We start from the raw sequence: 18,976 nt of genomic DNA, 5'->3' as shown, positions 1-18,976 counted from the left end.
CCATGGTCGACGGTCGGACGTCGCATTCCGCCGTCGTCCGGGCCTTTTCCGGGCAGCGCCCCGAGGACCCTGCCACCCGCCCGGTGTGGTTCATGCGGCAGGCCGGCCGGTCGCTGCCGGAGTACCGCGCGACGCGCGCCGGGGTCGCCATGCTCGACGCGTGCCTGGACCCCGGGCTGGCGAGCGAGATCACGCTCCAGCCGGTCCGCCGGCACGGCGTCGACGCGGGGATCTTCTTCAGCGACATCGTCGTCCCCCTGCTGCTGGCAGGGGTCGGCGTCGACATCGTCCCCGGCACCGGACCGGTGTTCGAGCACCCGGTGCGGACCGCCGACGACGTCGCCCGCCTCCCCCCGCTGGACCCGGCGGCGCTCGCGCCGGTCACGGAGGGCGTCGCGCTGACGGTCGCCCAGCTGGGGGCCACCCCCCTGCTCGGGTTCGCCGGGGCGCCGTTCACCCTGGCGACCTACCTGGTCGAGGGCGGGCCGTCCAAGGACCAGCTCCGAGCCCGCACGCTCATGCACGCCGAGCCGGCCACATGGCAGGCGCTCATGGACTGGTGCGCCGACGTGACCGGTGCGTTCCTGCGCGCCCAGGTGCTCGCGGGCACGAGCGCGGTCCAGCTCTTCGACTCGTGGGCGGGGGCGCTGTCGCTCGCCGACTACGAGGCCCGGGTCGCCCCGGCGTCGCGGCGCGCCCTGTCGCACGTGGCCGACCTCGACGTCCCGGTCGTGCACTTCGGGACGGGCACCGGGGAGCTGCTCACGGCGATGCGCGACGTGGGGGCCGACGTCGTCGGCGTCGACCACCGGGTCCCGCTGGACGGGGCGAACCGTCGCCTCGGCGGCCGGACGCCGCTGCAGGGCAACATCGACCCGGCCTACCTCGGCGCGCCGTGGCCGGTGCTGGAGGCCCACGTGCGCGACGTCGTCCGCCGCGGCGGCGAGGCCCCGGCGCACGTGCTCAACCTGGGCCACGGCGTCCCGCCGGGCACCGACCCCGACGTGCTGACGCGGATCGTGCGGGTGGCGCACGGGGAGGACGTCGCCGCGTGACCGCGGACGGCTCGCCGGAGACGCCCGCGCAGGACGGTGCGCCGGACGTCGTCGTCGTCGGTGCGGGCGTGGCCGGGCTCGTCGTCGCGCGGGACCTCGCTGCCCGGGGACGGCGCGTCGTCCTGCTCGAGCGGTCGCCGCAGCCCGGGGGGTGCGTGGCGTCCGCCCAGGTCGCGGGCCTGACCGTGGACGTGGGAGCGGAGTCGTTCGCGACGCGGTCGAGCGTCGTGCCCGACCTCCTCGCCGAGGTGGGCCTCGCCGGCGACGTCGTCGCGCCGTCGTCCGCCGGGGCGTGGCTGCAGCTGCCCGACCGGGCGGTTCCCCTGCCGCGCGTCGGCATGCTCGGCATCCCGGGGTCGCCGTGGGCCGCGGACGTCCGGGCGGTCGTGGGTGTCGTCGGTGCGCTGCGGGCGTCGCTGGACCGCCTGCTGCCGGCGGGCGCCGGCCTCGGTCCCTCGGCGACCGACGGCGACGCGGCCGTCGACGGGCCGACGACGAGCCTCGGGCGCCTGGTGCGGGCGCGTCAGGGTCGGCGGGTGCTGGACCGGCTCGTCACGCCGGTCGTCGCGGGCGTGCACGCCACCCACCCCGACGACGCCGACCTCGACGTCGTCCTGCCCGGGCTGCGGGAGCGCCTGGCCCGGCACGGGTCCCTCGGCGCGGCGGTGACGGCGATGCGCGCCGCGGCACCGGCCGGCTCGGCCGTCGCGGGCCTGCGCGGCGGGATGCACCGCCTCGTCGAGGCCCTCGTCGCTGACGTCGTCGGACGCGGCGTCGAGCTCCGGACGGGGGTCGAGGTCACGGCCCTGACCTGGGACGACGCAGAATGGCGGCTCTCTGTCCGCGAGGCCACCGACCGGGCCGCGGGACCGGATCCGACTCCTGGCGTTGAGGCTTCTATCACCGCCGCGGACGGCCCCGACCTCCTCGCGCCCCAGGTCGTGCTGGCCGTCCCGGGGCCCGTGGCACTGCGGCTCCTCGGCGACCTGGTGCCCGAGGCGGCCGACGTGGCCGGACCGGGTGTCGCTGCGGACACGGGGGTCGAGCTCGTCACGCTGGTGCTCGACGCTCCCGCCCTCGACGCCGCACCGCGCGGCACGGGCGTGCTCGTCGCACCGGACGCGACCGGCGTCCGCGCGAAGGCGCTCACGCACGCGACCGCCAAGTGGGCGTGGCTCGCGGAGGCCGCCGGTGCGGGGCGGCACGTCGTCCGGCTGTCCTACGGGGGCGCCCGGCGTTCGGGGTCGCTCGACGAGGACGCCCCCCTCGCGACGGCGCTCACCGACGCGTCGGCGCTGCTCGGCGTGCGGCTCGGGGCGGACCAGCTCGTGGGCTGGACGCGGACCCCGTGGCCGGCCGGGCTGCCGCAGGTGCGGCCCGGTCACCGCGACCGGGTGGCGGCCGTGCGCCGGGCGCTCGACGAGCGTCCGGGGCTCGCCGCCTGCGGCGCGTGGCTCGCGGGGACGGGTCTGGTCGCCGTCGTCGCCGACGCCCGCGCCCTCGCCGCCCGTCTCTGACGGCACGGCCGCAGATCGTGGAGAGCTCCCCGCGCCCGACGCGGTGATCTCTCCGCGCAGGCGGCGGCGGACGTCACGGGGCGTCGACAGGGATTCCCGAGGCCCGGTCGTGACGAGCTGTCAGAACATTCTCGGAAAGGGAGTGATCCGCGCCACAGGAATGCGCGCCACGACATGACGACATGTCACATCGGAATCGCACGCCCGCCGGCCAGCGATTTCTCAGCAGCGGATTTCCGCATCGGCACCGCACGGCGCAGACTTGGCCCTCATGACCACCGGTGAGCCCCACGGGACCGCGCCCGACCCTGCCGCCGACCAGCACGCCGGCCCGCCGACGGCCTCCGGCCCCTGGACCCTCTGGACGGTCCTGCGCCGGCCCGCGACGCCCGCGACACCCGGGCCGGGACCCTCGCTGGCGACCGCCGTGGCGGAGCCGGGCGAGGGCGTCGTCGTCCGGGGCTTCTACGACGTCTCCGGCCTCCGGGCCGACGCCGACGTCATGGTCTGGATCCACGGCGACAGCGCGGAGGCACTCCAGGCCGAGCAGCGGCGACTGCGCCGCACCGCCGAGCTCAGCCCGCTGGTGCCCGCCTGGGCCGCGATGGGCGTCCACCGGCCCGCCGAGTTCAGCCGCGACCACGAGCCCGCCTACATGCGCGACAAGGCTCCCCTGCCGTGGCTGACCGTCTACCCGTTCGTGCGCTCGTACGAGTGGTACCTGCTGCCCGCCGACGAGCGACGCGCGATGCTCGGGGAGCACGGTCGCAAGGGCCGGGAGTTCCCCGAGGTGCTGTCGAACACCGTCGCCTCCTTCTCCCTGGGCGACTACGAGTGGATCCTGGCCCTCGAGGCGGACGAGCTCGTGGAGCTGGTCGACCTCATGCGCCGGCTGCGGGACACCGAGGCCCGCCGCCACGTGCGTGAGGAGATCCCGTTCTTCACGGGCCGGCGCATCGAGGCCGACGAGGTTGCGGAGGTCCTGCTGTGACGACGACGAACGAGACCGCCGGGCCGGGTCCGGCCGCCGGCACCGGCGCCGTGCCCGGCGCGCACCCGGAGACCCTGCCCGAGCGTGACCCGCAGTCGCCGGTGGCCTACGACGCGGTCCTGCTCGTCTCCTTCGGCGGGCCGGAGGGCCAGGACGACGTCCTGCCGTTCCTGCGCAACGTCACCCGCGGCCGGGGCATCCCGGACGAGCGCCTCGAGGAGGTCGCGCACCACTACCGCCACTTCGGCGGCGTGAGCCCGATCAACGACCAGAACCGCGCGCTCCAGGCCGCCCTGCAGGACGAGCTGCGCTCGCGTGGCGTCGACCTGCCGGTGCTGTGGGGCAACCGCAACTGGGACCCGTACCTCGCCGACGCCCTCCGGGACGCGCACGCCGCGGGCCACCGGAGGATCCTGGCCGTCGTCACGTCCGCGTACTCCTCGTACTCCGGCTGCCGCCAGTACCGCGAGGACCTCGCCGGCGCGCTCGAGGAGACCGGCCTGGCCGGCGAGCTGCAGATCGACAAGGTGCGCAACTACTTCGACCACCCGGGCTTCGTCACGCCCTTCGTCGAGGGCGTCCGCGAGGCGCTGCAGCGCACGCACGAGCAGCTCGGGCCCGACGGGGACATCACGCGCGACGCGCACGTCCTCTTCGTCACGCACTCCATCCCGACGTCGACCGCGGTCACCTCCGGCCCGCCGGACGCCGAGCTGGGCGAGGAGGGCGCCTACGGGGCCCAGCACCGCGCCGTCGCCGACGTGATCATGGCGAGCGCCGGCGCGATGAGCGACGTGGGCACGGGCGGCGCGGCGGCCCAGTTCGCCGCCGTGCCGTGGAGCCTCGTCTACCAGTCCCGCTCCGGGGCGCCGACGACGCCCTGGCTCGAGCCCGACATCAACGACGCCATCGAGGCGCTCGCGGGGCAGGGCACGAAGGCTGTCGTCATCGTCCCCATCGGCTTCGTGTCCGACCACATGGAGGTCATGTGGGACCTGGACGAGGAGGCCATGGAGACCGCCCGGCAGCACGGCATGCACGCCGAGCGCGTCCCGACGCCCGGGGTGCACCCGGAGTTCGTGCGCGGGCTCGTCGACCTCGTGCAGGAGCGGCTCGCGTCCCCGTCGAACCCTGAGGGCGGCACGCCGTGCTCGCGGCCGGCGCTGACGCCGCTCGGTCCCTGGTACGACGTCTGCCGCCCGGGCTGCTGCGCCAACCCGCGCGCGGTCAAGCCCGCCGTCGCAGGATTGGCTCCCTGAGGAGCACCGACGACGACGGGAGAGCTGACGCGATGACCAGCACGCCGGACCCGTCCCGCGCGGGCGGCACCGTGCGGATCGGCACGCGCGGGAGCGCCCTGGCGCTCACGCAGACCGGGCACGTCGCGGACGCGCTCGTGGGGACCGGCGTGCTCGGGGTCAGGCCGGTCGAGCTCACCCGCGTCCGGACCGAGGGCGACGTCACCCGCGCCTCGCTCGCGACCCTCGGCGGCACGGGCGTCTTCGTCGCCGCGCTGCGCGACGCCCTGCTGGCGGGCACCTGCGACGTGGCCGTCCACTCGCTCAAGGACCTGCCGACGGCGCCCGCGGAGGGCCTCGTCGTCGCCGCCGTCCCGATCCGCGCGAACCACCGCGACGCGCTCTGCGCCCGCGACGGCCTGACCCTCGAGACGCTGCCGCGCGGTGCGCGCGTCGGCACGGGCTCGCCGCGGCGCGCCGCGCAGCTCCGGGCCGCCCGACCGGACCTGGACGTCGTGGACATCCGCGGCAACGTCGACACGCGGCTCGGCCGCGTGCCGGGGCTGGGCGAGCGTGCCGACGCCCCCGGCGACCTCGACGCCGTCGTCCTCGCCGCCGCGGGGCTCGCCCGGCTGGGGCGCCTCGACGCGGCCACCGAGCTCTTCGAGGGCGAGGTCATGGCGCCGGCGCCGGGCCAGGGTGCCCTGGCCGTCGAGTGCCGCGCCGAGGTCCTCGGTGACGGTCCCGGCGCCGACCCCGAGCTCGCCGCCGCACTCGCCGCCCTCGACCACCTGCCGACCCGCGTCGCGGTCACCGCCGAGCGTGAGCTGCTCAGCGCGCTGGAGGCCGGCTGCGCCGCACCGATCGGCGCGCTCGGGCACGTCGACCCGGACGGTCACCTGACCCTGGACGCCGTGGTCACGAGCGTCGACGGAACCGGGACGCTGCGGGCGTCGGCCTCCGTCCGGCTGCCCGACACCCCCGCCCTGGGGATCCCGGCGCACCCGGTGACCGTCTTCCGGCCCCCGCACGACGACACCCCGCCGCCCACCGCCGACGAGCTCGTCGCAGCGGCCCGTCGCCTCGGCCGCTCCGTCGCGGAGCAGATGCTCGCCGACGGCGCCGCGGACCTCGCCCCGCTCGGGCCGGACGGCCGCCGGTGACCCCAGCCGCGGCTGCCGGTCGCCTGCCGGGGTGGCGCGTGCTCGTCCCGCACGGCGGCGACTGGGGCGACCGCGTCGGCGCGCTGCTGGCCGCGGAGGGCGCGGAGGCCGTCGTCGTGCCCCTCATCGTGTTCGCCCCGCCGGAGGACGTCGGGGCGCTGGATTCGGCCGTCGAGCGCCTGGCCGGCGGCGGCTACGACTGGACGACCGTCACGTCGGGGACGACCGTCACCGCGCTGGCGGAGCGCGTCCGCGCGCTGCACGGGCCGCAGGCGCGCCTCGCCGACGGCCTCGGCGACACGCGCGTCGCCGCGGTCGGCCCGGGGACGGCGCGGGTGCTCGCCGACCACGGCGTCGTGCCGGACCTCCTGCCGACCGGCGAGCGCTCCGCCGCCGGCCTCGTCGCGGCGATGACCGCCCTGCCCGACGACGGCGCACGGCACGTCCTCGTGCCGCGGTCCGACCTGGCCGAGCCGACCGTCGTCGAGGGGCTGCGGGCGGCCGGGTGGGCGGTCGACGACGTCGTCGCGTACCGCACGGCGCCCGGACCGCCCCCCGACGACGACGTCCGGACGGCGTGGCGGTCGGGCGCGGTCGACGCCGTCCTCCTCAGCTCCGCGAGCACCGCCCGCAACCTCGTCGACCTGCTGGGCCCGCCGCCGTCGTCGGTGGTGGTCTGCTGCATCGGGTCGCGGACGACGGCGGCCGCCCGCGCCCTCGGCCTGCGCGTCGACGTCGTGCCCCGTGCCGCGTCGGCGGAGGAGCTCGTCGACGCGCTCGCCGCCCACGCCGACCGTCCCGCCCCTTCCCTGGACCGGAGCCCCCTGTGAGCCGCTTCCCCGCCGTCCGGCCGCGTCGGCTGCGGCGAACGCCCGCGCTGCGCCGGCTCGTCGCCGAGACGCACCTCGTGCCCGCGCAGCTCGTGCTGCCGCTGTTCGTCAAGGAGGGCGCGGCCGAGCCGGTGCCGATCGGGTCCATGCCGGGCCAGGTCCAGCACAGCCGCGACAGCCTGCGCCGGGCGGTGTCCGACGCGGCCGCCGCGGGGATCGGGGGCGTCATGCTCTTCGGCGTCCCCGCCGAGCGGGACGCGACCGGCTCGACGGCGTGCCGGCCCGAGGGGATCCTCAACGTCGCCCTCGCGGACGCGGTCGCCGAGGCGGGTGACGCGCTCGTCGTCATGGGCGACCTGTGCCTGGACGAGTTCACCGACCACGGCCACTGCGGCGTCCTCGACGACCGGCCCGGACGGACGGGCGAGGTGGACAACGACGCGACGCTCGAGCACTACCGCGCCATGGCCGTCGCGCAGGCCGAGGCGGGCGCCCACCTGCTCGGCCTCAGCGGGATGATGGACGGGCAGACGGCGGCCGTGCGTGACGCGCTCGACGCCGCCGGTCACGACCACGTCGCGCTGCTCGCGTACGCGGCGAAGTACGCCTCGGCCTTCTACGGACCCTTCCGCGAGGCCGTCGACTCCCAGCTCACCGGCGACCGGCGCGCCTACCAGCTCGACCCGGCCAACCGTCGCGAGGGCCTGCGCGAGGCGGTGCTCGACGTCGAGGAGGGCGCCGACGTCGTCATGGTGAAGCCCGCCGGCTCCTACCTCGACGTGCTCGCCGACGTCGCGGCGACGAGCGAGGTGCCGGTGTGGGCGTACCAGGTGTCGGGCGAGTACGCGATGATCGAGGCCGCCGCCGCGCAGGGATGGCTGGACCGGCGACGGACCGTCGCCGAGTCGGTGCTGGCGATCCGCCGGGCCGGGGCCGACGCGATCCTGACCTACTGGGCCCTCGAGCTCGCCGGCTGGCTGCGGGAGGAGATCTGATGGGGACGAGCACGCAGGACGGGCAGGGCACGCCGATCACGCTGCGGTCCACCGGCCGCGGGAGCACCGCCCGGTCCGCCGAGGCGTTCCTCGCCGCGCAGTCGGTCATGCCGGGCGGCGTCAGCTCGCCGGTCCGCGCCTTCCGCTCGGTCGGCGGCACGCCCCGGTTCATGGCCTCGGCGCGCGGAGCGTACACCTACGACGTCGACGGCAACGAGTACGTCGACCTCGTCGGCTCCTGGGGGCCGATGGTCCTCGGGCACGCCCACCCCGCCGTCGTCTGGGCCGTGCAGCAGGCCGCGTCGCAGGGGCTGAGCTTCGGTGCCCCGACCGAGCGGGAGACGCAGCTGGCGCTGGAGATCCAGCGTCGCGTGCCCGCGGTGGAGCGCCTGCGCTTCGTCTCGACGGGCACCGAGGCCGCGATGACGGCGCTCCGCCTCGCGCGCGGGGTCACGGGACGCCCGCTCGTCGTCAAGTTCGCGGGCTGCTACCACGGCCACCTCGACGCGCTGCTCGCGCAGGCCGGATCGGGCGTCGCGACGCTCGCGCTCCCGGGGTCCGCGGGCGTGACCGAGGCCACCGCCGCGGAGACGCTGGTCCTGCCCTACAACGACGTCGCCGCGGTCGAGTCCGCGTTCGCCTCCCACGGCGACCGGATCGCCGCCGTCGTCACCGAGGCGGCGCCGGCGAACATGGGCGTCGTGCCGCCGCTGCCGGGGTTCAACGCGGCGCTGCGGCGGGTCACCCGCGAGCACGGCGCGATGCTCGTGCTGGACGAGGTGCTCACGGGCTTCCGGGCGTCGTCGTCGGGGTGGTGGGGCCTGGAGAGCGCGGTCGAGGGCTGGGACCCGGACCTGCTGCTGTTCGGCAAGGTCGTCGGCGGCGGGCTGCCCGTCGCGGCGGTCGGGGGCCGCCAGGACGTCATGGAGCACCTCGCGCCGCTCGGGCCCGTCTACCAGGCGGGCACGCTGAGCGGGAACCCGGTCGCGACCGCCGCGGGCCTCGCCACGCTCCAGGCCGCCGACGACGCCGTGTACGCGCAGATCACGCACGCCGCGCACGTCGTCGCGGACGCGCTGGCCGCGGCGCTGACCGCCGAGGGGGTGGCGCACTCGATCCAGTGGGCGGGGACGCTGTTCAGCCCGGCGTTCGTCGACCCCGCCGACGGCCCCGTCACGGACTACGCGCGAGCGCAGGCCCAGGACACCTGGCGCTACCCGGCGCTCTTCCACGCGCTGCTGGACCAGGGCGTCCACGCGCCACCCAGCGTGTACGAGGCGTGGTTCCTCTCCGCCGCCCACGACGACACCGCGCTCGGCCGGGTCGTGGAGGCGCTGCCCGCGGCAGCGCGTGCGGCTGCGGCGGCGGCGCCGGCCTGAGGCCTCAGCGCGCGGCGCAGGTGACGCAGGTCCGCGCCGTGGGGCGCGCCTCGAGCCGGCCCGCCGGGATCGCCTCCCCGCACCGCTCGCACGTGCCGTAGGTGCCGTCCGCCAGGCGGGCCTCGGCGGCGTCGACCTCGGCGAGCTCCGCCGCCGCCTGCCGCGCGAGTGCGTCGATCTGGGAGCGCTCGAACGCGATGGTGGCGCCCTCGGGGTCGTGCTCGTCGTCGAGGTTCGAGCCGGCCGACGCGGCCACGACCTCGTCGAACCGCCCGGTCAGGGCGGCGAGCCGCTGGGCCGCCGCGACGCGACGCTCGGCGAGCGCGGAGCGGACCGTGGCGAGGGCGTCGTCGTCCATCGCGCCATGATCGCGGCGGTCGCCCGGGACGGCCACCCGGTGAACCGGAGCGGACGACCCGGTGGCGCGCCGGGGCCCTGCGGTAGAATTCCTCCCATGACTCAGCAGGGGGATGTCCAGGTGCCGTCGCGGCACGTCCGAACCGGGTACGAGCGGGTGACGCTCGAGACCACCACACCGTGGACCTCCGGGCCCACCGAGGCCCTCGCCGGCTGGGCGCTCGTGCTCGGCGGTCCGCTCACGGCGCTCGTCTGGGTCGCCACGCGCGCGGAGGCGGTCGACGCCGACGCGCTCGACCCGTCGTCGTGGATCGCCGCGCTCGGGCCCACGCTGACGACCGTCGTGCTCGCCGTGCTGCTCGCGCTGCTCGCGGTCGGCTCGGTCCTCACCGGCCTGGGGCTGCTGCGCCGGGGTCGGCGAGGCATCGACCTCCGGGTCGCCGCGGCGACCTTCCTGCCGGTCGCCCTGGGGGCCGTCGTGGCCGACCGCACCGCCCTGGCCCTCGTCGCCCTGGCCGCGCTCGGCGCGCTCGTCCTGGCCTCCCGCGGCGTGCGCCGCCGCTGACGGGACGGCGCCGGCCGCCTCACGCCCTCTCGCGTCACGCCGGGGAGGGCGCGCCCAGCACCGCCCAGCCGTGCGGCGCGAGGCCGACGACGGCGCCGCTGCCCGGCTCGTGCAGGTCGGCTGACCCGGCGAGCACCTCCGTCGCACCCGGCGACTCGAGCGTCACGGGGGCGTCCTCGAGGCTCAGGGCGACCAGCACGACGCCGTCGGCCGCGTGCGCGCGGTAGACGAGTCGCGTGTTGGTGCACGTGAGCACCTCGACCCGGGCCCGGTGCAGCCACGGGTTCCGCCGCCGCACGCCGACGAGGTCCTGGTGCAGCCGGTAGACGTCCCAGCCGCCGGGGACGAGCTCCCCCGGCTCCGGCGGGAAGGCGGGGCGGACGGCGTCGTCGCCGCCCTCCCGCTCCTCCTTGACGCCCGTGAGCCCTTGCTCGTCGCCCGCGTAGATCGTCGGTGAGCCGCCGACCGTCAGGAGCACTGCGAGCGCGTGCGCCAGGTGGCGGGTGTCGCTCAGGCGGCTGGCGATCCGTGTGACGTCGTGGTTGCCGACGAAGGTGACGGGCACGAACGTGTCGAGGAGCTCGTCGTGGCGCGACAGGGTCCACGTCAGCTCGAAGAAGTTCCCGTCGTTTAGCGAGGACCAGATCGACTTCCACAGCTCGTACTGCGTCACGGCGTCGACGCCGGACTCCCCGACGAACGCGGCGTAGTCCCCGTGGAGCACCTCACCGAAGACGAACGCGTCCGGGTGGGCGGCCCGCACCTCCGGCAGGACGCGCCCCCAGAACGACGGCGGGACGGCGTACGCAGCGTCGAGCCGCCAGCCGTCGACACCGCGGTCGAGCCAGTAGGTCATGACCTCCGCGACGTACCGGGCCACCTCGGGCTCGTCGTGGTTGAGCGCCACGAGCGCGTGGTGGCCCTCGAAGTCGTCGTACTCCGGCTCGGAGCCGGGGCCGGGCTCGGCCGGCCAGCGCAGCCGGAACCACGACTCGGTGTCGGCGCCCGGCCCCTGCCACAGCACCTGCTGGAACCGGGCGAACCCCCGGCCGACGTGGTTGAACACCCCGTCGAGCGTGACGCGCAGGCCGCGTGCGTGCGCCGCGTCGACGAAGGCGACGAGCTCCTCCTCCGTGCCCAGCCGCGGGTCGACGCGCAGGTGGTCGACGGTGTCGTAGCCGTGGGTCGCAGACGCGAACACCGGGCCCAGCGCGATGCCGTTGAGGCCGAGCTCCACGACGTAGTCCAGCCACCGGGTGAGGTGCTCGAAGCGGTGGACCGGCGCGACGTCGTCGGCCAGCGCGTGCTTCTCCGCGCCGGTGAAGCCCAGCGGGTACACGTGCCACCACATCGCGTGCTCGACCCAGTCCGGCACGTCATGTCCCCTCGTCGGCTGTCTGGCCGGTGCGGCGTGCCCGGGAAGGCCGCTCGTACCTCGATCAGCCACCGTAACGACGACGGCGACGCCGGGCGCGGCGGGCGCTGGCCGGTCGGTGCCCCGGAATACCGTAGGGGGGTATGGTGTTCCCACGGACGAGAGCACCGGGCCGCGGGCCCGCACGCACGACGAGGAGCCACCATGCCGGGCTACACCGGGACGAAGGACGACTACCTCAAGCGCCTGCGCCGGGTCGAGGGGCAGGTCCGCGGGATCGCGCGCATGGTGGACGAGGACGCCTACTGCATCGACATCCTCACGCAGGTCTCCGCGGTGACGAAGGCACTGGAGGCCGTGAGCCTCGGGCTGCTCGAGGACCACCTCGCCCACTGCGTCGTCGAGGCGGCGAAGGAGTCCGACGAGGCCGGCGCCGCGAAGGTCCGCGAGGCGTCCGACGCCATCGCCCGGCTCGTCCGCAGCTGACCAGCACCACCCCACCACCCGGCGGAACCGCCGGACCACCCACACGAAGGGACGCACCATGAGCACCCAGACCGTCGACGTCAACGTCCAGGGCATGACCTGCGGGCACTGCGTCCGCTCCGTCCAGGAGGAGATCCGCGAGATCCCCGGCGTCACCGACGTCGAGGTCGAGCTCGTCTCGGGCGGCACCTCCACCGTGAAGGTCACCTCGACCGAGCCGGTCTCCACCGAGGCGCTCGAGGAGGCCGTCAAGGAGGCGGGCTACTCCGTCGCCCCGCCGCGCTCGCTGCTCTGAGCACCCCCACCGACGGCGGCGCCGGCCACCCGCACGGGGCGGCCGGGCGCCGCCGTCCCCCGCACGACAGGACGTGAGGTCATGACGCAGGACACCACCCGCACCCCGCCCACCGGCGCCGGCAGCACCGGCACGCCCGGCCCGCTCGAGCAGGCGGCCGGCGGACCCGTCGCCGTGCTCGACCTCGCCGTCGGCGGCATGACGTGCGCCTCCTGCGTGGCCCGCGTGGAGAAGAAGATCGGCAAGATCCCGGGTGCGGAGGCGGTCGTCAACCTCGCGACGGAGACGGCGCGCGTGGAGCTGACCGACGACGTCGACACCGGCGCCGTCGTCAAGGCCGTCGAGGCCGCCGGCTACACCGCGACGGTCCTCAAGGACAGCCGCACGGCCGAGCGGGACGCGGCGCGGCGCGCCGCTGCGGCCCACGACGTGCACGACCACGCCCTCAGCGGCCACGCCATGCCCGAGGGCCAGGACATGAGCCCGGACGAGGACACGTCCGCGCCGACCGAGGACCGCGGCGCCTACCTGCGCAAGCGCCTGCTCGTCGCGGCCGTCCTCACCGTGCCGATCACGCTGCTGTCGATGGTCCCGCCGCTGCAGTTCCCCGGGTGGCAGTGGGTCGTCACCGCGCTCGCCCTGCCCGTCGTGACGTGGGCGTCGTGGCCGTTCCACCGGGCCGCGGCCCGGGCGGCGCGCTACGGCTCCTCGACGATGGACACCCTGGTCTCCAGCGGCATCATCGCCGCCAGCGCGTGGTCGATCTGGGCCGTGACGCTCGGTGGCGCCGGCGAGATCGGCATGCGGATGGAGCCCACGCTCGTCCCCCGCATGGCGATCGGCGAGATGCACATGCCGGAGCTCTACTTCGAGGTGGCCGCGGTCGTCGCGACGTTCCTCCTGCTGGGGCGGTACTGGGAGCACAAGTCGCGTCGGCAGGCCGGGGACGCGCTGCGCTCCCTGCTGTCCATGGGCGCGACCGAGGCGGCGCTCCTGGAGGACGACGCGAACGGGCGCCGCACCGAGCGGCTCGTGCCGGTGGACCGGCTCGCCGTCGGCGACCTGTTCGCCGTGCGTCCGGGCGAGAAGGTCGCCACGGACGGCGTCGTCCTCGAGGGCACCAGCGCGGTGGACACGTCGCTGCTGACGGGCGAGCCCGTGCCGGTCGACGTGGAGCCCGGCTCCCAGGTGACCGGCGCGACGATCAACACGTCGGGCTACCTCGTCGTGCGGGCGACCCGCGTCGGCGAGGAGACGATGCTGGCCCAGATCGGGCGGCTCGTGACGCAGGCGCAGACGGGCAAGGCCCCCGTGCAGCGCCTCGCCGACCGGATCAGCGCGGTGTTCGTGCCGGTCGTCATGGTGATCGCGCTCGCCACGCTCGTCGTCTGGCTGCTCGCCGGCGGCGGCGCCCAGGCCGCGTTCACCGCCGCGGTCGCCGTGCTGATCATCGCGTGCCCGTGCGCGCTCGGCCTGGCGACGCCGACGGCGCTCCTCGTGGGCACCGGCCGGGGCGCCCAGCTCGGCATCCTCATCAAGGGCCCGGAGATCCTGGAGTCGACGCGGCGCGTCGACACCGTGGTGCTCGACAAGACCGGCACGGTCACGCAGGGCCGCATGGAGCTCGTCGAGACGCTGCCCGCCCCGGGTGTCGAGGTCGGCGAGGTGCTCCGGTTCGCCGGGGCGGTGGAGGGCCGCAGCGAGCACCCGATCGCCCGCGCCATCGCGGCCGGGGCGCGCTCCTCCCTGGCGCCGGTGGGAGCACCGGGCACCGTCGAGGTGGGCGCCGACGGCGTCGCGATCGGTGAGGACCAGGTGACCGAGTTCGCCAACGAGCCGGGCCGCGGCGTCGCCGGGGTCGTGCGCACCGCGCACAGCGGCATCGGCCTCGCGCGGCGCGTGCTCGTCGGGCGGCCCTCGTGGCTGCGCGAGCAGGGCGTCGACACGTCCGCGCTCGACCCCGCGTTCACGGCCGCGGAGTCCGACGGCGCGACGGCGGTCATGGCCGCCTGGAACGGGGCGGCGCGCGGCGTGCTCGTGCTCCGCGACCCGGTCAAGCCCACGTCGGTGCAGGCCGTCGCCGAGCTGCGCGGGCTCGGTTTGCGTCCCGTGCTCCTCACCGGCGACAACGCCGGCGCTGCGCGGGTCGTGGCCGGTCAGGTCGGCATCGACGAGGTCATCGCCGAGGTGCTGCCGGCGGACAAGGTCGACGTCGTCGCCCGGCTGCAGTCCGAGGGCCGGGTCGTCGCGATGGTCGGCGACGGCGTCAACGACGCCGCGGCGCTGGCGCAGGCCGACCTGGGCCTGGCCATGGGCACCGGCACGGACGTCGCGATGCAGGCGGCGGACATCACCCTCGTCCGCGGCGACCTGCTCGCGTCGGCGCAGGCCATCCGGCTGTCGCGCCGCACCCTGCGGATCATCAAGCAGAACCTCGTATGGGCGTTCGGCTACAACGTCGCGGCGATCCCGCTCGCGGCGCTGGGCCTGCTCAACCCGATGATCGCCGGCGCGGCGATGGCCGCCAGCTCGGTCATGGTCGTGGGCAACAGCCTCCGCCTGCGCCGCGCCGGCTGAGGCCGCCGCACCGAACCCGCCGTCGGCCGGCGTCGACCCAGGCACCGTCGGTGGGGAAGGCCCGTTGCACCCTCCGCAACGGGCCTTCCCCGGTGCCGCCGGACGTCGGTCAGGGCGCTCCCCGTCAACGCCCTGCCGACGTCCAGCCGGCGCTCAGACACCGCGTCTACCGTGGATCTCCCGACGACACCCCCGGAGGACCCTGCATGAGCTCGCGCTCCGAGGTCGGCACGGTCGACGACGACGCCACGGCCGTACCGGCGTCCACGACGACCGCTGCGCCGGCCGCTGCGTCCGCCACCGCCTCGGCCCCCACTGCGCCCAGTGCGCCCACCGGGCTCCCTGGGCCCACGGTGGGCCGCTCCCGCCGCCGCCTGGCCGCCGAGGTGTGGATCGTCCTGGGGCTGTCGCTCGGGCAGTCCGCGCTGTACGCGGTCGTCCGGCTCTACGCGCGGTACACCGCCGAGGTGCCGCTGGCGCAGCAGTCCGCGACGCTCAACCCCACGCGGTCACCCCGGCCGTACCTCGACCTCACCTACCAGCTCATGGCGATCGGCTTCGCGCTGGTCCCCGTGGTCCTCGCGCTGTACCTCCTGTCGTCGCACGGGCGCTCCGCGCTCCGGCGCATCGGCCTCGACGCCGCGCGTCCGGGACGGGACTTCCCCGTCGGGCTCGGCCTGGCCGCCGTCGTCGGCATCCCCGGGCTGGGCGTCTACGTGGCCGGGCGCGCGCTCGGGGTCACGGTCGAGATCCAGGCGGCGGGCCTGGAGGCGTACTGGTGGACCGTGCCGGTGCTCGTCCTCTCCGCCCTGCAGAACTCGCTGCTGGAGGAGGTCGTCGCCGTCGGCTACCTCGTCGAACGGCTGGAGGAGCTCCGCTGGGGCGTGCCCGCGGTCATCGCCGCGAGCGCGCTGCTGCGCGGCGCGTACCACCTCTACCAGGGGCCGGGGATGGCCGCGGGGAACGTCGTCATGGGCGTGCTCTTCGGCTGGTACTACGTCCGACGGCGCCGGGTCATGCCGCTCGTCGTCGCGCACACCGCGCTCGACGTCGTCGCGTTCGTCGGCTATGCGGCCCTGCCGGAGGACGTGCTCACCGCCCTGCGCATCGGCTGATCGGGCGAGCCGCGCGCGGCGTGGTCGGGGTTCCCCGGAGCGCGCAGACCCCGACCCTAGACTCGCGAGCATGGCCACCTCCACGCTTCGTGGGCGACTCGGTCGCCCCCGGGTGGAGCCGAACGTCGACATCGTCGACACCCCGACCGCGCGCGTCCACCACCCCGCGGACCTCGTCGGCCTGATCCTGTCCGCGCTCGGCGTCGCCGCCGTCCTGCTCCTCGCGGTGTACGCGCAGGGCACCACGGAGGGCCTCCAGGAGGACGTGCAGGGCTTCGACACGGTCCTGCGCCGCATCCTCTTCCTGCCGGTCGCGGTCCTCGAGGGCCTCATCACCCTGGTCGCCCCCGTCGCGGTCCTCACGGAGCTCGCGCTGCGCCGGCTCCCGCGCCAGGCGTTCGAGGCGATCGGCGCCGCCGTCGTCGGGACGCTGCTCGCCCTGCTGACCGCCTGGCTCGTCACCACCCTCGGGTCCGGCGAGCTGCGGTTCGCGCTGAGCGTCGTCTCGCGCGGGGAGCGCGTCGTGACGATCCCCGCCCTCCTCGCCGGCACGACGGCGCTGCTCACCGCCGCGGGGGCGCGCTCCCGGCGCCGCACGCTGCCGGCCTCCTGGAACCTGCTCTGGATCGGCCTCGGGGTGGCGCTCGTGACGGGTCTCGTCACCCTCCCCGGGGCGCTGCTCACCGTGCTCCTCGGCCGGTTCACGGGCCTCGGGATCCGGTTCCTGTCCGGCGTGCAGTCGGAGCGGGCGTACGGCCCCGCGCTCGTCGCCGGGGTGCAGCGCGCGGGGTTCCAGCCGGCGCGGCTCGTGCGCGTCCGGGACGTCGCGTCCGACCTGCCCCAGCAGGACTCCGTCACCCAGGACCTGGCCGCCACCGTCGCGCTGACCCGCACCAGCGACAACCGGGTCTACGCCATGACGACGGCCGAGGGGACCCGCCTGGACGTCGTCGTCCTCGACGGCGACCGGCAGGTCGTCGGCCTGCTCACCCGTCTGTGGCGGTCGCTGCGGCTGCGCGGGCTCGAGGGCCGCGGCGTCGTCTCGCTCCGCCAGGCGGCCGAGCGGACCGCCCTGGTGTCGCACGCCGCCTACGCGGCCGGGGTGTGCACGCCCCAGCTGCTCGGGATCGCGGAGTCCGACGACTCGATGCTGCTCGTGCAGGACCACGCCCGCAACGCCGTGCCGCTGTCCGGGCTGCCGGTGGAGGCCCTCAGCGACGACGTGCTGGATGCCGTCTGGGAGCAGCTGCGCATCGCCCACGCCGCCGGCGTCGCACACCGCTCGCTCACGGCCGACGTCGTCCTCGTCGACGTCACCGGGCAGGCCTGCCCGCGGCGCCACCAGCACCTGCACGAGTCGCATCCCGTGGCGCTGCTCACGGGCTGGGAGTCCGGCGACGTGGCCTGCTCGGACCTCGCGCGCCGGATCGACGTCAGCCAGGTGCTCGCCCTGCTCGCGGTCCGGGTGGGTGCGGAGCGTGCCGTGGAGTCCGCGGCACGCGTCCTCCCGGACGCCGAGCTCGCCACCATCGGGCCGCTCCTTCAGACGATCGCCCTGCCCCCCACGACGCGCGTGGAGGCGCGGCTGCACCGCGGGCTGCTCCAGGAGGTCCGCGAGGCGCTGCTCGCGCGGCTGCCCGAGGCCGACGTCGAGCCGGAGCGGCTCGTGCGGTTCGGCGCCCGGACCGTTCTCACCATCTCGCTGTCGATCGCCGCGGCGATCATCGTCCTCACCACGATCCAGATCGAGGAGATCACCGCCGCGTTCCAGCGTGCGGAGCCGTGGTGGGCGGGGGTGGCGTTCGCGCTGGGCCTGCTCTCCTTCGTCGGCGCGGCGCTCGCGCTCGTCGCGTTCGCCCCGGTGCGGCTGCCGGTGTGGCGGACGACCCTCGTCCAGACCGCGGCGGCGTTCGTGTCCCTGCTCGCCCCCGCGGGCATCGGCCCGGCGGCGCTCAACCTGCGCTTCCTCGCCCGGCGCGGCGTCTCCTACCCGCTCGCGGTCGCCTCCGTCGGGCTCGTGCAGCTGTCGCAGTTCGTCACGACCATCGTGCTGCTCCTCGTCCTCTCGCTGGTCAGCGGCCAGGGCAGCGCCCTGCAGCAGCTGCCGCCGACGACGGTCCTCCTCGCGCTCCTCATCGTCGTCGGCACGCTCGCGGCCGCGCTCGTCGTGCCCCAGGTCCGGCTCTGGGCGGCGCGCCGGCTCGCGCCGGTGTGGCGGCAGACGTGGCCGCGCCTGGTGCAGATGCTCGGGCAGCCCCGGCGCTTCGCCGTCGCCGTCGGCGGCAACCTCCTCATGACGATCAGCTACCTCGGCGCGTTCTGGGCCAGCCTGGCGGCGTTCGGCCAGAGCCTGTCGCTCATCGACCTCGCGCTCATCTACCTCGTCGCGAACGCGGCCGGTGCGGTCGTCCCGTCACCGGGCGGGCTCGGCACCGTCGAGCTGGCGCTCACCGCTGCGCTGACCGGTGTCGGCAACATCTCCCCCGGCGTCGCGGCGTCCGTCGTCTTCCTCTTCCGCGCCCTGACGTTCTGGGGCCGGATCCCGCTGGGCTGGGTCGCGATGCGGGTCCTGCAGCGGCGCGGCGACCTCTGACGCGGGCCGTCGGACCGCAGCCGCCGGCCGACCGCGCTGTCAGCCGGCGCGCTCGTACGCCTCGCGCAGCCATGCCCTGACCTGGGCGTCGACGTCCTCCGGGCCGGAGACCTGCAGGTGGTGGACCCAGTGCAGCCGGGTCGTGCGCACGACCTCCTTCCACCGCGCGGACGGGTCCTCGCGCCCGAGGGAGACCGACAGGACGACGTCGGCCGCGGGATGCCGCAACCAGCGGCCGGGGCACCACAGCCACGCGAACGCCCGCCGACGGCGGTACGCGACCTGCGTCCGGGTGGGGTGGACCTCGACGGGCCCCAGCTCCCGCAGCGCCGCGAGGACCGCCTCGTGCACGGCGGTCCCCCGGCGCCCGCCCGACAGCGCGGCCTCCACCGACCAGCGCGCCGGGTCGCCGGCCGGGCGGAACGGCTCGTGAGCCATGCCCCTA

General features: G+C 75.9%; 17 protein-coding genes. 14 read left to right on the top strand and 3 right to left on the bottom strand.

Going from position 1 to position 18,976, the window contains the following annotated elements; genetic code table 11:
- Window positions 1-2 precede the first annotated feature (2 nt).
- The 8 genes from hemE (at window position 3) to hemL (ending at window position 9,168) form a co-directional block, all read left to right on the top strand.
- On the top strand, window positions 3-1,055 hold the full coding sequence (hemE, locus tag LG379_RS00510; RefSeq protein WP_225752650.1) for a uroporphyrinogen decarboxylase: 1,053 nt from the start codon (window positions 3-5) through the stop codon (window positions 1,053-1,055).
- Window positions 1,052-2,572 carry an NAD(P)/FAD-dependent oxidoreductase gene (locus LG379_RS00505; RefSeq protein ID WP_225752649.1) on the top strand — a complete coding sequence of 507 codons (1,521 nt, stop codon included), beginning with the start codon at window positions 1,052-1,054 and terminating at the stop codon, window positions 2,570-2,572. Before hemE ends, LG379_RS00505 begins: the two co-directional genes overlap by 4 nt.
- Before the next feature lie 271 nt (window positions 2,573-2,843).
- Window positions 2,844-3,563: a hydrogen peroxide-dependent heme synthase gene (hemQ, locus tag LG379_RS00500; protein ID WP_225752648.1), complete on the top strand. Its 720-nt coding sequence runs from the start codon at window positions 2,844-2,846 to the stop codon at window positions 3,561-3,563.
- A complete protein-coding gene (locus LG379_RS00495; protein ID WP_370634404.1) occupies window positions 3,560-4,822 on the top strand; it encodes a ferrochelatase in 1,263 nt (420 codons plus the stop codon). The genes hemQ and LG379_RS00495 overlap by 4 nt, the downstream gene beginning before the upstream one ends.
- A 32-nt stretch (window positions 4,823-4,854) precedes the next feature.
- Window positions 4,855-5,964: a hydroxymethylbilane synthase gene (hemC, locus tag LG379_RS00490; protein ID WP_225752647.1), complete on the top strand. Its 1,110-nt coding sequence runs from the start codon at window positions 4,855-4,857 to the stop codon at window positions 5,962-5,964.
- Complete coding sequence (locus LG379_RS00485; RefSeq protein ID WP_225752646.1) at window positions 5,961-6,794, top strand: uroporphyrinogen-III synthase; 834 nt, start codon at window positions 5,961-5,963, stop codon at window positions 6,792-6,794. The genes hemC and LG379_RS00485 overlap by 4 nt, the downstream gene beginning before the upstream one ends.
- On the top strand, window positions 6,791-7,789 hold the full coding sequence (gene hemB / locus LG379_RS00480; protein WP_225752645.1) for a porphobilinogen synthase: 999 nt from the start codon (window positions 6,791-6,793) through the stop codon (window positions 7,787-7,789). Before LG379_RS00485 ends, hemB begins: the two co-directional genes overlap by 4 nt.
- Window positions 7,789-9,168 (top strand): glutamate-1-semialdehyde 2,1-aminomutase, encoded by a 1,380-nt coding sequence (hemL, locus tag LG379_RS00475; protein WP_225752644.1) that lies wholly within the window; start codon window positions 7,789-7,791, stop codon window positions 9,166-9,168. The genes hemB and hemL overlap by 1 nt, the downstream gene beginning before the upstream one ends.
- 4 nt (window positions 9,169-9,172) lie before the next feature.
- Here the strand turns inward: hemL and LG379_RS00470 are convergent, their stop codons facing one another.
- Window positions 9,173-9,526, bottom strand: coding sequence for a TraR/DksA C4-type zinc finger protein (locus LG379_RS00470; RefSeq protein WP_225752643.1), 354 nt, complete (start codon window positions 9,524-9,526; stop codon window positions 9,173-9,175).
- A 96-nt stretch (window positions 9,527-9,622) separates the two neighbouring features.
- Between LG379_RS00470 and LG379_RS00465 the strand changes: the two genes are divergently transcribed.
- Window positions 9,623-10,090: a hypothetical protein gene (locus LG379_RS00465; RefSeq protein WP_225752642.1), complete on the top strand. Its 468-nt coding sequence runs from the start codon at window positions 9,623-9,625 to the stop codon at window positions 10,088-10,090.
- A gap of 34 nt (window positions 10,091-10,124) precedes the next feature.
- Here LG379_RS00465 and LG379_RS00460 read toward each other — a convergent pair whose 3' ends face one another.
- A complete protein-coding gene (locus LG379_RS00460) occupies window positions 10,125-11,465 on the bottom strand; it encodes an alpha-amylase family protein (RefSeq protein ID WP_225752641.1) in 1,341 nt (446 codons plus the stop codon).
- Window positions 11,466-11,669: 204 nt separating this feature from the next.
- Between LG379_RS00460 and LG379_RS00455 the strand changes: the two genes are divergently transcribed.
- The 5 genes from LG379_RS00455 to LG379_RS00435 all read left to right on the top strand — a co-directional run bounded on the left by LG379_RS00455 (window position 11,670) and on the right by LG379_RS00435 (window position 18,531).
- Window positions 11,670-11,951: a metal-sensitive transcriptional regulator gene (locus LG379_RS00455; protein ID WP_225752640.1), complete on the top strand. Its 282-nt coding sequence runs from the start codon at window positions 11,670-11,672 to the stop codon at window positions 11,949-11,951.
- A gap of 58 nt (window positions 11,952-12,009) precedes the next feature.
- Window positions 12,010-12,246, top strand: coding sequence for a heavy-metal-associated domain-containing protein (locus LG379_RS00450; protein WP_225752639.1), 237 nt, complete (start codon window positions 12,010-12,012; stop codon window positions 12,244-12,246).
- Between the two features lie 81 nt (window positions 12,247-12,327).
- Complete coding sequence (locus LG379_RS00445; protein WP_225752638.1) at window positions 12,328-14,823, top strand: cation-translocating P-type ATPase; 2,496 nt, start codon at window positions 12,328-12,330, stop codon at window positions 14,821-14,823.
- Window positions 14,824-15,029: 206 nt separating this feature from the next.
- Window positions 15,030-15,938, top strand: a complete 909-nt coding sequence (locus LG379_RS00440) for a CPBP family intramembrane glutamic endopeptidase (RefSeq protein WP_225752637.1) — start codon at window positions 15,030-15,032, stop codon at window positions 15,936-15,938.
- Window positions 15,939-16,008: 70 nt separating this feature from the next.
- The gene (locus LG379_RS00435) at window positions 16,009-18,531 is read left to right on the top strand and encodes a lysylphosphatidylglycerol synthase transmembrane domain-containing protein (RefSeq protein ID WP_225752636.1); all 2,523 of its coding nucleotides are present in this window, start codon (window positions 16,009-16,011) and stop codon (window positions 18,529-18,531) included.
- A 39-nt stretch (window positions 18,532-18,570) separates the two neighbouring features.
- Here the strand turns inward: LG379_RS00435 and LG379_RS00430 are convergent, their stop codons facing one another.
- On the bottom strand, window positions 18,571-18,969 hold the full coding sequence (locus LG379_RS00430; protein ID WP_225752635.1) for a DUF5655 domain-containing protein: 399 nt from the start codon (window positions 18,967-18,969) through the stop codon (window positions 18,571-18,573).
- Between the last annotated feature and the right edge of the window lie 7 nt (window positions 18,970-18,976).

This window comes from Actinotalea sp. Marseille-Q4924, assembly GCF_916618755.1.
GTDB lineage: Bacteria > Actinomycetota > Actinomycetes > Actinomycetales > Cellulomonadaceae > Actinotalea.
The sequence above is the reverse complement of the archived record's forward strand: the minus strand, read 5'-3'. Positions and strand labels throughout refer to the sequence as shown.

Bases quoted from the DNA above. Each gene is read 5' to 3' on its own strand.
- hemL (WP_225752644.1), top strand. From the start codon at position 7,789: ATGGGGACGAGCACGCAGGACGGGCAGGGCACGCCGATCACGCTGCGG.
- LG379_RS00445 (WP_225752638.1), top strand. From the start codon at position 12,328: ATGACGCAGGACACCACCCGCACCCCGCCCACCGGCGCCGGCAGCACC.
- LG379_RS00435 (WP_225752636.1), top strand. From the start codon at position 16,009: ATGGCCACCTCCACGCTTCGTGGGCGACTCGGTCGCCCCCGGGTGGAG.
- LG379_RS00455 (WP_225752640.1), top strand. From the start codon at position 11,670: ATGCCGGGCTACACCGGGACGAAGGACGACTACCTCAAGCGCCTGCGC.
- LG379_RS00430 (WP_225752635.1), bottom strand. From the start codon at position 18,969: ATGGCTCACGAGCCGTTCCGCCCGGCCGGCGACCCGGCGCGCTGGTCG.
- hemC (WP_225752647.1), top strand. From the start codon at position 4,855: ATGACCAGCACGCCGGACCCGTCCCGCGCGGGCGGCACCGTGCGGATC.
- LG379_RS00465 (WP_225752642.1), top strand. From the start codon at position 9,623: ATGACTCAGCAGGGGGATGTCCAGGTGCCGTCGCGGCACGTCCGAACC.
- LG379_RS00450 (WP_225752639.1), top strand. From the start codon at position 12,010: ATGAGCACCCAGACCGTCGACGTCAACGTCCAGGGCATGACCTGCGGG.
- hemQ (WP_225752648.1), top strand. From the start codon at position 2,844: ATGACCACCGGTGAGCCCCACGGGACCGCGCCCGACCCTGCCGCCGAC.
- LG379_RS00440 (WP_225752637.1), top strand. From the start codon at position 15,030: ATGAGCTCGCGCTCCGAGGTCGGCACGGTCGACGACGACGCCACGGCC.
- hemE (WP_225752650.1), top strand. From the start codon at position 3: ATGGTCGACGGTCGGACGTCGCATTCCGCCGTCGTCCGGGCCTTTTCC.
- LG379_RS00470 (WP_225752643.1), bottom strand. From the start codon at position 9,526: ATGGACGACGACGCCCTCGCCACGGTCCGCTCCGCGCTCGCCGAGCGT.